Raw genomic sequence first — 11989 nt, 5'->3', positions numbered from 1 at the left:
CAATGAACCTCATACGGATAGCATTTAAAGCATTGCAGCGTAATAAACTGCGTGCTTTCCTTACGATGCTGGGTATCATCATCGGCGTGGCGGCTGTGATTGCCATGGTGGCTATTGGCGAAGGGTCCAAGCAAAGTATCCAGTCGCAGTTGAGCAGTATGGGTTCTAATATGATCACCATCCTGCCCAGCAGTAATGTAAGCGGTGGTGTGAGGATAGAAGGCGCCAGTTTTCAGAGCCTCACCATTGAAGATGTAAGGGCGATAGAGAACAATGCGGAGTATGTAAGTGAAGTATCGCCGGTGTCTTCTACAAAAGGACAGGCTATTTTTGGGGCGCTTAACTGGCCTACGAGTTTACAGGGAGTAGGGCCTGCGTATTTTGATATCCGTAAATTAGTGGTGCAGGATGGGGTGAGTTTTTCTGAAGCGGATGTTGCTACTTCGGCTAAAGTATGTGTGCTGGGACAAACAGTGATCAATAATTTATTTCCCAGCGGGGAAAGCCCTGTCGGCAAAGTGATCCGGTTAAATTCTATTCCCCTGCAGGTGATAGGTACGCTGGCGGCAAAGGGGCAAAGTTCCTTCGGGCAGGACCAGGACGATATCATCCTCACGCCATACACCACGGTGCAAAAAAGAATTCTCGCCACTAATTATTTTCAGAGCATTTATGCTTCTGCTATCAATGAAGGGGCTTCTGCGCAGGCTACGGAAGAGATCATCTCCATCCTTCGGGAAACACATCGGCTGCGGCCAACAGATGAGAATAATTTCCAGGTGAGAACGATGGAAGAGCTGATCAAAACACTCGGTTCTACGAGTAGTTTGCTGACGATATTGCTTACTGCTATTGCGGGTATTTCCCTGGTGATTGGAGGGATCGGGATCATGAATATCATGTACGTTTCCGTTACAGAGCGTACGAAAGAGATAGGGTTGCGGATGTCCATCGGGGCCAGGGGGATTGATATCCTTTTGCAGTTCCTGGTGGAAGCGATCATTATCAGTATCACCGGTGGGATCATTGGGGTGATACTGGGGATCACTTCTGCGAAAGTGATCACGCTTACATTGGGATGGCCAACGCTGGTATCTGAATCCTCTATTGTGTTGTCCTTTATGGTGTGTGCGTTTACCGGAGTGTTCTTTGGATATTACCCGGCACAGGCAGCTTCCCGTCTGGATCCTATTGAGGCTTTGCGGTATGAATAAATTTATTTGATCCGGTCAAAGCCTTTGTAATCTGAATAATAGCGTTCTGCGGACCTAATCTCATCCTTGTCCAGCATTTCTTTCAGATCTTTTTTCGCGATGGATATAATATCGTCTTTTACAAAGAAATCGCCTTTAGCGAATTTTGATACATAGCGATTGTACTCCAGGTTACTGTGATAGCCAAAAACGGAATCTCCTTTTACTTCTGTGAGCCTTATAAAATAATAAGTGTTTTCTTTTTTGATGGTGAAAACATCGCCTGCTGCGGGTGCTGCTACGTACTGTGCTTTTGCTTTGTTTCCTGCAATGACGGCGTAAACAATGAGCAGTGCCAGAGCGGCAATGATCATTAATCCTGCGTAATAATAGAAAGGAGGTTTGGCTGTTTTTTCAGCATGTTCCTGTAATGATTCGTCCTGAGCCAGGTTGCCGCAGCTCTTGCAGGTGATGGTGGCTGTTTTTCGTCCGTAAGGGAAGAAGGGGATATAAAAAACGTGGAAGTATTTTTTAAAGACTTCAACCTGCATATCGAAAGCTTTGCAGTTCTTGCAGCTTTCCTGGTTATAGGCGTATTTTTGGATGGTGGCGTTGCGTTTTCCGTAAATGATGAACATAGGATAAGGGATTTTTTTTGAAGATATAAAAAGGGAGCTTGCCGCGCAACAGAGGGCGGTATTTTTTTTCTTCTGGGGGAGAAGTTATTTCTTTTCAGGGAAGGGGTAGTTATTTCCCCTTTTAGAAGACCTTGGTAACTACTGCAATGGGTCAACTATAGGCAAACAGGCCACGATGGCTATATGAACCTTAGATGGTTGTTGGAGAGGATGTGGAGGGGCTTTGGAGCCGTTGTGGAAGCGATGTGGAATCGGAGTATCAGTAGATTTTGTGTGATTTGGGGGAATTGGGGAGGGTTCTTATAATGATTCGGGGTTTTTCTCTTTCGGGCGGATGCAGCTTGCGCTGAGAAAGCCGGGCTTTTCTTATTTTCTTGTCACCACTAAAACTATGGATCATTCCAGTTGAGGGATAGTGGTCTTCCCGTAGTGATGTTTGGTGGGAAGCAATGCGGGTATCTTCTTCAGGGATGGTTTGCTGTTTGATCTCATTTCTATTACTGGCATCGGTGGCAGTACGGCAATGATGTCTGCAGCACAATAGTTCTTGTCTTCAAATACACTCTTTGCTCCGTTCACTTCTTCCAACGCACGTACCTGTAAGATCACCAGTGCGGTTTCTTTACCCGGGCGGGGCATTGTGAGTTCCAATGGCTTCCAGGGTTGGTGAACATCAATCAGAATGGCTTCGGAAGTTGTTTGTTTGAATGTGCCTCCTGCAAAATCTGCACTGATCGCTATCGCTTTTATTTCTACATGCGTGGTGCGTTTGGTGCGTTTGATCTTGGAAACGATGGGGATATTCACGGTGATGAATGCAGTTTGCTCTATCTCTGCTTCTATGCCCAGCAGCACAGTATCCAGTTTTGTTTCTTTGTTAAAAGCGAAGCCCTTCAGCAACGATAAATGCTCAGGCAATACCAATCGGCTGCCAGCCAGGTGGGCTGTATCTTTGCGGATCACCTTCGCCAGTACTTTATTCAGGCGGTTAGTGAGGCGGTGTTCCTGCTTCAGGTCCATTGACTGATGCAGCGCTTGCCGGATCAGTTTACCGCAGGTGCTTGCTACGCCGAAATCTTCGGCGGCCAGCTTTGTGGCGGCTGTTTGTGTTATCTCGTCGGGTATGGCGCGGAAGAAATAATCATTTCCCACTTTATAACCGACCATTCCGTTGTAAGTCCCGGTGAAATAAAAGGGACCCATTTGCCTTGCCATAAAAACAGATCATTTTGGTGATCCTCAATTTACGGAAACAACCATAGAATAAATGTATTTAATTATTAATAATTAAATATTCAACATATATTATTGGTGTGTTATTTATATTGGTAGAAGAGATCAGTGTACTTGTGGATGACTGCGTCAAATAATAACCCGATGGGTATAAAAACAAAACTGGTGTAGGGGAAACTTTCTATTAACAGGTAAGAGTGTCCGAAGTCTTCCTTTGGCCCGAAAGTAAATGTAGCCCATGAGTAAATAAAGTAACCACAGGGATGTACCAAGAAACAAAGAATAACAAAAAAAAGACTGATCCATTCGCTTGCAAACCGACCTGTTCTAATGACCATTTTTTTAATCATCCTCAGAAAAAGAATAATTACGATCAAAAGCGTTGCAGTTAACAGAACAGTTGCCAGTTTGTCGTGATTAACATGAAAGAAGCCATTACCTGTTAGTAGTTGTGCAAGATTTTTAAAAGCAAATGCCGGAACAATAAAAAGGGCAGGTCCTATATAAGTAAGGATCGATAATAATGATAATACAGTGAAAACGATTCCCAGGTTACGCCCATCGTGCGGCTTTTTACTATTCATATATCGTTCAAATTAATAATAAATGCGGTAGGTAATAAATCTTTTGTACATTTCTCGGATGAAACGCGTCCTCCCGATACTATGTCTTATCCTGTTATGCCACATTGTATCAGCCGCTGATGTTCCATCATGGCTGCGTTATCCTGCCATTTCACCAGACGGAAAAACCATCGTTTTTTCCTGGCGGGGTGATCTGTATAAAGTCCCCACAGCAGGAGGTTCCGCTATCCAGCTCACTTCAGATACTACTTATGAATGCATGCCGGTATGGAGCAAGGATGGTAAGTCGATTGTATTTGCGGGGAATAGCTTCGGCAACTTTGATCTCTTCATTATTCCGGCTACCGGCGGTAAAGCCAAAAGGCTCACCTGGCATTCTGCAGATGAATATCCTTATGACCTGGTGAATGATAAAGTGATCTTCGGCGCGGTGAGATTAGATGATCCGGAGAACCGGCAGTTTCCTTCAGATGCTTTGCAGGAATTGTATGAAGTGCCAATGCAGGGAGGGCCTGTTACACAAATTCTTACTACTCCTGCGGAAGATGCGAAGGTAAGTTCCACTGGCCGTTATATCATCTATCACGATAGAAAAGGCCGTGAAAATATCTGGCGCAAACACCAGGTATCTTCCATTGCGCGGGACATCTGGCTGTATGATACCCAAACGGGTTCGCATAAAAAGATCACTTCTTTTGCAGGGGAAGACAGAAGTCCTGTATGGGCCGGGGAAGGAAATATCTATTATCTCAGTGAGCAAAGCGGAAGCTTTAATGTATTTACAACTGATCTGAAAAACAATGTGCAGCAGGTGACTTTCTTTAAAGAACATCCTCTGCGTTCTTTGAGTATTTCGCAGAATGGCACGCTCTGCTTCAGTTACAATGGGGATATCTATCAGCAGCAAAAGGATAAGAAACCAGTTAAAATAAACATTCGCATTGCTGCACCTGTAAAGAACAGGGATGAAATAAACGTACCGATCGCAGATATTTCAGAATTGGCTATTTCCCCTTTCGGTAAGGAACTGGCTTTTATTTCCAGGGGGCATATTTTCACGGGTAGTACTACTGGTAAGAGTTTCAGGTCATATGTAAGTGGGGGCACGAGTGTCAGCTTTTCTCCGGATGGGAAGGACCTCTTGTTTGCCAGTTTTGTGGAAGGCAAATGGAGGATCACTTCTTCTTCAACAACGATAGCAAATGAACACGATAATTACCAGCCGGTATATTCTCCGGATGGAAAAGAGATCGCTTTTATTGAGGACAGAACAACACTGAAAATATTCAACATAGCAAATCATACCTTCCGCACCATCCTTGGTCCTGATCAGCTAACCAGCCGCAGGGACCATGATCAGTATTTTGAATGGAGCCCGGATGGTAAGTGGCTCCTGGTAAAGTTTAATGAACAGGGTGCAGGCAATGATGAAGTAGGCATGATCAGTACATCGGGAGAAGGCAAACTCATCAACCTCACAAAAAGCGGATACAGTGACACCAACCCGCATTGGGCCCTGGAAGGGAAGATGATCGTATGGTTCACAGACCGGCATGGCCTGCATAGTTATGCGAATAGCAGTACACGGCAACAGGATGTATATGCTTTATATTTTGATAAAGACACTACTACAAAGAGAGAAAGGCTCACCAATTATCCTTCCCTGCTGGCCAGTGCATTGGTAAACCGCAACGGGGACATGTTATATTACCTCAGCAAACTGGGAAAGAATTACGACCTGTGGAGCTGCAATCTTCGTACAAAAGAAACGAAATTACTCCTGCCGCTGAACATAGAGGAAACCACGATGGAATGGGATAAGGAAAAGCAATTCATCTATATGCTGGCGGACGGGAAAATATTACGGGTAGACCCGGTTGCAGGGAAAAAAGAAAACATCGAATTCAAAGGCAGCTTCCCTGTAAATATAAAAGAAGAGCGAAAGGTGATGTTTGAATACGTCTGGAATAAAACAAAGCAAACTTTCTACACGGCCGGTATGCATGGTGTTAACTGGGAAGCACTCAAAGTAAACTATGAGAAATTCCTTCCTCATATCAATAACAATTATGATTTTGCCGAAATGCTCAATGAGCTTTTGGGGGAATTGAATGTAAGTCATACAGGTGCTACTTATGACAGAAGGGATGGGGATGTAACGGCTTCTTTGGGTGTGTTCTATAACCAGCAGTACAAAGGCCCTGGGGTGGAAATAAAAGAGATCATGAAAGGGAGTCCGCTGGAAGGTTTGGTGAAAGCCGGCGCAGTGATCGAAGCGATAGACGGGGAAAAGATTATGCCGGATAAGGATTTCGCGGCGTATCTTAACCGCAAGGCAGGTAAGAAGATAGCACTAACGATAGATAAGCAACAGATCACGATCCAACCCATTACACCAGCCGCGGAAACAGATCTGCTCATTGAACGATGGGCACAACGTAATGAAGCAGATGTAGATAAACAGAGTAATGGTACATTGGGATATGTACATCTGTACAGAATGAATGATAACGCTTACCGGCATACGTATGAAGAAGTGTTGGGAAAATACCCCGGCAGAAAAGGTATCATTGTAGATACGCGTTTCAACAGGGGCGGGGATCTCGCTTCAGAACTGATCATGTTCCTCAGCGGCAGAAGAGTAAGGGATAACACCACAGATCATTTCCTGCTGAATAGCGAGCCTTCTTTCAGATGGACGAAACCTTCCATCGTACTGGCTTGCGAAGCGAATTACAGCGACGGGCAATGTTTCGTGCATGATTACCAGGTATTGAAAATGGGTAAACTGGTAGGTATGCCAGTCCCGGGAAGCTGTACCTGGATGACAGGGCAAACTTTAGTAGATAACACCATGCACTTCAGTGTACCTACTGTAGGCGTAAAAGACCTGCAGGGAAAATATCTTGAAAATGTAAGCACCCAGCCGGATATTACGGTGATGAATGAATTCGACAAAGTAGCCCGGGGGCAGGATCAGCAGCTGGAAGCGGCTATCCGGGAATTAATAAAAGATATAAAATAAAGTGACAGGGGAAGAAAACAATAGCGCTTATTGGGAAGGCATCAGGAAAGGGAATAAACAATCCTTTTTTGATCTCTATAACAATACCTATTTCCACCTGGTGCGGTTCGGCTTGAAGGTAACAGCCAATGATGAATTGGTGAAAGATACGGTGACACAGCTTTTCCTGCAATTATGGGAAAAACGGCAACGGCTGAATGAAGTGACGCATGTGCGGGCTTATCTATTCACGGCGCTTCGCAGGATGCTGATAGATCAGCTGGAATACCATGCAAAGATTGATACGGCTATAGAAAGGATGTCTCAACAGGAGGTGGCTACAGAGTTGCCTTATGAAGAGATCATTGTACGAGTGCAGCAGGATGAAGAGCTGAAACGTAAGCTCTATCATGCTATGCAGCAGTTAACCCCCCGGCAGAAGGAACTGATAGGATTGATGTTCTTTGAGGGATATTCTTATCAGCAGATAGCAGAGCATACTTCCCAGAGTGTGAAAACGGTGTATAATACGATCTATAATGCGATTCATTTGCTACGGAAGCTGTTGAAATGAGATCCTCTTGGCTACGAGTAAGGGGGGGATTTTTTTTAAGTAAGAAGCAGGGGATTTTTTAGGTAAGTTAACTACGCAAGCTTTTGAATGAGGTACTTCCCTCAATGGCGCTATGCGCCATTACTATAAAAAAATACTCCCCCCTTGCTCGTAGCCCCTGAAACTCCCCATCACACCCCATCTTAAAAAATAATTAACATTTCTTTGGGTAAAACTCACCTTTCTGCTGTCTGTAGTATATAAAGGTGTATGTAGATGGACCAAAATTACCGTACCGCAGAGGATTTCCTCTGTGATGAATCCTTTCAGCGCTATTGCCTGGGCACAGACCCATCCGCTATAACGGAATGGGAAAAATGGATAGCAGAGCATCCGGAAGCGACTGCCGACATAGCAGAAGCAAAAAAGATCTTCACTATCCTGAATGCCAACCAGGGCAACCTGCAGGAGCAAACCGCCCAGCTCAGAGATGGCATGGGCCGTTCCGCACTATTAAAAGAAGTATTAGCACAAGAGCCTAAAAGCAGAAAACTCCGCAACCTCTCCATCGCCGCCACTATTGCAGTATTGCTCGGTATTACGGGCATCTGGACATACACCGGCACTAAAAAAGAAACACCACCCGCACTGGCCTCAACCATCCAGTCCGGCAATGAACCCAGGAAAACACTGGTACTCCAGGATGGCTCTGTACTGACCATGAGGAATAACAGTACCGTCTCTCTCTCAGAAGGATTTGGTAAAAGCAACAGGATCCTCACCCTCTCCGGCGAGGCCTTTTTTGACGTAACGCCAGATCCCGCGCATCCCTTCATCGTACACACAAAAGACGCTAGTATAGAAGTATTAGGCACCGTATTCAACGTAAGTGCCTATCCGGAAAATGTCTATACGGAAACAGCCCTGTTCAGGGGAAAGGTATCCGTTACCTCTAAAACAAAACCAGAGTACAAAACCATCCTTACACCAAATCAAAAACTCGTAGTCTATGCTGATAAAGCAAAAGACACTGCTGCATTAAAGGTACGTTCCCTGGCGGTTGATCCTCAGGACCATAAAGCAACCGAAATTGCCTGGGTAAGAAGCCGGCTGAAGATCCAGGATGAATCACTGGAGCAGATCGCTATCCGTTTACAGAAATGGTATGGCATAGAGATCGTTATCACTGACGAAGCGGTAAAGCAATACAGCTATTCCGGCACTTTTGAAAGTGAAACAGTGGTCAAAGCATTGGAAGCATTACAGTTATCTTATCCATTCAGTTTTCAGATGGAGCAGAACAAGATCGTTATCAGTAAATAAGTCAGTAAATAAAAAAAAGTGGGAAGTGTTGGCGCACTTCCCGGCGGTTAGTTAAAAGAATTAGGGTATTCATTCACTAAACCATAACAAAGTTATGAGAAAAAATGTGTTGGAGCCGGGTTTTATATGCCCGTTTCCATCTAAACGCGCGCTAATATTAGCTATGAAACTAATTACGCTACTGCTTCTTTTAGGCCTGCAGGTTTATGCCGTAAACGGCGCAGGACAAGACAAGATCAGTCTGGACCTGCGTAAAAGCAGCATCCGGCAGTTATTGAACGAAGTGGAAAAACAGACGGATTACCGTTTTGTTTACCACACGGGCACTTTGCCGGACAACCAGCGGGTGAGCATTTCTGTACAGAATGCCAACCTGGCGCAGGTACTTTCCCGCGCTTTTGCCGGACTGGGATTGGGTTATGTGGTGAAGGAAGATCACCTGGTGGTGATCATGGCCAACGACCAGAACGCCCCGGTAGACAAAGTGGTGAAAGGCCGCGTAACAGGAACTTCCAATGAAACCTTACCGGGTGTGACCATCCGGGTTACAGGTAACGCTACAGGAACTGTTACAGATGCCAATGGCCGTTTTGTGCTGGCGGTACCGGATGGCGCTAAAACACTGGATTTCACTTTGCTGGGATTCATTGCCCAGCAGGTAACGATAGGGGACCGGGAGGAAATCAATGTAGTGCTGCAACCTTCTGTTACTGGTTTGGGCGAAGTAGTAGTAACAGGTTACACCGGTTATAACAGGAGTAAATCAGTTTCTGCTGCTACTACTGTTGGCGGTGATAAGATAAACGATGTACCCGCTGCTACTTTTGAACAAGCTTTACAGGGCCGCGTTCCGGGTTTACAGGTGAATGCTGTGTCCGGCCAGCCGGGTACCAGTGCAAAAGTAACGTTGCGTGGTGTAGGTACCATTGCAGGAAATACTTCGGTGTTGTATGTAATGGATGGTGTGCCCATTGAAGCGGGTTCTTTTCAATCTATTAATCCGGGAGATATTGAATCCGTGACGGTGTTGAAAGATGCATCTGCGAAAGCATTGTATGGTTCAAGAGGTTCTAACGGGGTGATCGTGATCACTACCAAGAAAGGGAAGGCTGGTAAAGTTTCGGTGGATTACAGATCACAATATGGTGTGTCTACGCTTACTTCGCCACGTTTCGATATGATGAATTCTCCACAGCGGAAAGAATTTGAAGAAGGCATTGGTGTGGAAACTGGCGACCCATCTGGTCCGTTCTGGACGTATTCAAAACTGAACCCTGATTATGCGCTGATGTCTCCTGCTGAACAAGCAGAAGCAGATCATATCGTAGACAGTCTTCTCCAAATGGATACAGACTGGAGAGACCTGTTCATGCGCAACGGCAAATACATGGAACAACAAATCAGCGCCAGCGGCGGTAATGAAAATATTCGCTTTTACACTTCCCTCAATTATTTTGATCAGCAGGGATTGGTAAGGGTTTCAGATCTTAAACGATACACACTAAAAAACAATCTGGACTTTACGGCAGGTAAATTAACTGCCAATCTGAACGTGAACGTAGGGTATTCAAAAGGTAATCTCATTCAGCAGGAGGGTGCTTCGGCAGCGAATAATCCTTTATCTGCCGTGTATTATGCGTTACCGTATGAATACCCTTTTGCGCCTGATGGAAAACTGGTAACTACAGGAGATGGTGCTGCTTATCCTGTGCTGGATATCCGTGAAGGCAGTGATTCTTATGAGCGGATGCTGAACACCTCCAGGAAACAGAACCAGTTGAAACTGATCGTGAGCACATCCCTCAGTTATGAGATCGTAAAAGGACTGGTAGCAAAAACAAGATTGGGTATCGACTTCCGCGACCAGGTAAATGAAGACTGGATCAATCCGGATTCTTATGCAGGCCGCAGGGTTTCCAACGGCAGGTTAGGTAGTTATGGTGAAAGCGGTGTGAAAAATTCTTCGCTGATCTCTACTTCCGGTCTTACCTATAACACGGTTTTCAATTCGAAACATGAACTGGAAGTATCCGGGTATTTTGAATTCCTGCAAAACAATTATAACTCCTTTGGCTTTACCGGTTACGGTTTGGATCCAAGGATCGTACAAACACCAGCAGGTGTAGGTGATCCGGGAACTTTTACTCCATTGCTTTCCGGTGGTAAATCAAAGAATGCAACCGCTTCTTACATCGGGTTGCTGCGTTATACTTACAACAATAAATATACTTTCAACGGAAGTTACAGAAGGGATGGTTCTTCTATGGTGCCGGCTACTAACAGGTGGCATGGTTTCTATTCTGCGGGTGTAGCCTGGGAAGCAAAGAGAGAACAATTCCTGGAAGATGTGAGCTTCCTTTCCTCGTTGCGTTTCAGGGCCAGTTATGGTACTACGGCCAGTCAGTTTGGTAGCGATTTTGCTTACCTGGCTACTTTCGCCAGGGCTTCTTATGGTGGCAATGCGGCTATTGTGCCCAGTCAACCTGGTAACGCTGAATACGATTGGGAATATGCAAAAGAGCTGAACGTAGGGTTTGATCTCGGGCTGACTAAAAGCAACCGTATCCGCCTTACTATGGAATATTACAACAGGATCACGAGTAACCTGTTCATCGATCAGCGTTTGTCTTTCACAGCAGGTGTACCGGATGAAACATTACCGATCAGTTCCGGAAAGATGCGGAACAGGGGTGTGGAAATTGATCTGCAGGGAGATGTTGTACGCAAGAGTGACCTTACCTGGACGGTGGGTGTGAACATGGGCTATAACAAAAACAAAGTGTTAGACCTGGGTGGTGCAGATGAGTTTGAAAATGGTTATACCGGTATTATCCGTGTAGGACTTCCTTTCGGCGCACATTACGCTCCTAAATGGGCAGGTGTGAATCCGGCAAATGGAGATCCGCAATATTATACAGCGGATGGCGTGATCACTACAAACTATAATGCGGCTACGATGAGTGTGGCAGAATTTGGTACTTACATTCCTGAAATAACAGGCGGTATCAATACTTCCCTCACCTGGAAGAACTTTTATGCCAATGCCTTGCTGAGCTTTAATGCCAGGGTGATGCGGTATAATAATGAGGATTATTTTAATGAGAATCCCAGCTTCACGCAAAGTAACCAGTCTACCCGGTTCTTATATGACCGCTGGAAGAAACCAGGTGACATTGCTATCCTGCCACGTATCAGTGCAGCCCGTAATTACACTTCCAGGGATATACAGGATGCTTCTTTCCTGCGCTTAAGGAATGCGAACATCGGGTATAACCTCCCGAAGAGTGCATTGGGCAATATGAAATTTGCAAAAGGTGTACAGATCTATGTACAGGGGCAAAACCTTTTCACCTGGACCAAATGGAGAGGTTTCGATCCTGAGAACGGCAACGAGTATGCCCGTTTCAGTTATCCTGCTCCGAGGACTTACGTGGTTGGTTTAAATGTTAACTTTTAATCCT

Annotated in this window: 8 protein-coding genes; 5 read left to right on the top strand and 3 right to left on the bottom strand. The window is 45.2% G+C overall.

Features of this window, described 5'->3' with window-relative positions:
* The first annotated feature begins 2 nt into the window (after positions 1–2).
* A complete protein-coding gene (locus GFS24_RS13405) occupies positions 3–1214 on the top strand; it encodes an ABC transporter permease (protein ID WP_253906443.1) in 1212 nt (403 codons plus the stop codon).
* A gap of 2 nt (positions 1215–1216) precedes the next feature.
* Here the strand turns inward: GFS24_RS13405 and GFS24_RS13400 are convergent, their stop codons facing one another.
* From GFS24_RS13400 to GFS24_RS13390, 3 genes are all read right to left on the bottom strand, one after another.
* A complete protein-coding gene (locus GFS24_RS13400; protein ID WP_153660061.1) occupies positions 1217–1831 on the bottom strand; it encodes a zinc-ribbon domain-containing protein in 615 nt (204 codons plus the stop codon).
* A gap of 396 nt (positions 1832–2227) precedes the next feature.
* Positions 2228–3046, bottom strand: coding sequence for a hypothetical protein (locus tag GFS24_RS13395; RefSeq protein WP_153660060.1), 819 nt, complete (start codon positions 3044–3046; stop codon positions 2228–2230).
* 101 nt (positions 3047–3147) lie between these two features.
* Positions 3148–3648, bottom strand: a complete 501-nt coding sequence (locus GFS24_RS13390; RefSeq protein WP_153660059.1) for a hypothetical protein — start codon at positions 3646–3648, stop codon at positions 3148–3150.
* Positions 3649–3706: 58 nt separating this feature from the next.
* On the opposite strand from GFS24_RS13390, the gene GFS24_RS13385 reads away from it, so the two are divergent.
* From GFS24_RS13385 to GFS24_RS13370, 4 genes are all read left to right on the top strand, one after another.
* Entirely contained in the window at positions 3707–6673 is a 2967-nt protein-coding gene (locus GFS24_RS13385) for a S41 family peptidase (protein ID WP_153660058.1), read from the top strand.
* 1 nt (position 6674) lies between these two features.
* Positions 6675–7226 (top strand): sigma-70 family RNA polymerase sigma factor, encoded by a 552-nt coding sequence (locus tag GFS24_RS13380; protein WP_153660057.1) that lies wholly within the window; start codon positions 6675–6677, stop codon positions 7224–7226.
* Between the two features lie 255 nt (positions 7227–7481).
* Positions 7482–8528 (top strand): FecR family protein, encoded by a 1047-nt coding sequence (locus tag GFS24_RS13375; protein ID WP_153660056.1) that lies wholly within the window; start codon positions 7482–7484, stop codon positions 8526–8528.
* A 163-nt stretch (positions 8529–8691) separates the two neighbouring features.
* Positions 8692–11985 carry a SusC/RagA family TonB-linked outer membrane protein gene (locus tag GFS24_RS13370; RefSeq protein WP_153660055.1) on the top strand — a complete coding sequence of 1098 codons (3294 nt, stop codon included), beginning with the start codon at positions 8692–8694 and terminating at the stop codon, positions 11983–11985.
* Positions 11986–11989: the final 4 nt, after the last annotated feature.

This window comes from Chitinophaga sp. SYP-B3965 (assembly GCF_009647655.1).
GTDB lineage: Bacteria > Bacteroidota > Bacteroidia > Chitinophagales > Chitinophagaceae > Chitinophaga.
The sequence above is the reverse complement of the archived record's forward strand: the minus strand, read 5'-3'. Positions and strand labels throughout refer to the sequence as shown.

What these genes read in the sequence shown, in the direction of transcription:
- GFS24_RS13375 (WP_153660056.1), top strand. Translation starts at nt 7,482, where the DNA reads ATGGACCAAAATTACCGTACCGCAGAGGATTTCCTCTGTGATGAATCC.
- GFS24_RS13405 (WP_253906443.1), top strand. Translation starts at nt 3, where the DNA reads ATGAACCTCATACGGATAGCATTTAAAGCATTGCAGCGTAATAAACTG.
- GFS24_RS13385 (WP_153660058.1), top strand. Translation starts at nt 3,707, where the DNA reads ATGAAACGCGTCCTCCCGATACTATGTCTTATCCTGTTATGCCACATT.
- GFS24_RS13395 (WP_153660060.1), bottom strand. Translation starts at nt 3,046, where the DNA reads ATGGCAAGGCAAATGGGTCCCTTTTATTTCACCGGGACTTACAACGGA.
- GFS24_RS13370 (WP_153660055.1), top strand. Translation starts at nt 8,692, where the DNA reads ATGAAACTAATTACGCTACTGCTTCTTTTAGGCCTGCAGGTTTATGCC.
- GFS24_RS13400 (WP_153660061.1), bottom strand. Translation starts at nt 1,831, where the DNA reads ATGTTCATCATTTACGGAAAACGCAACGCCACCATCCAAAAATACGCC.
- GFS24_RS13390 (WP_153660059.1), bottom strand. Translation starts at nt 3,648, where the DNA reads ATGAATAGTAAAAAGCCGCACGATGGGCGTAACCTGGGAATCGTTTTC.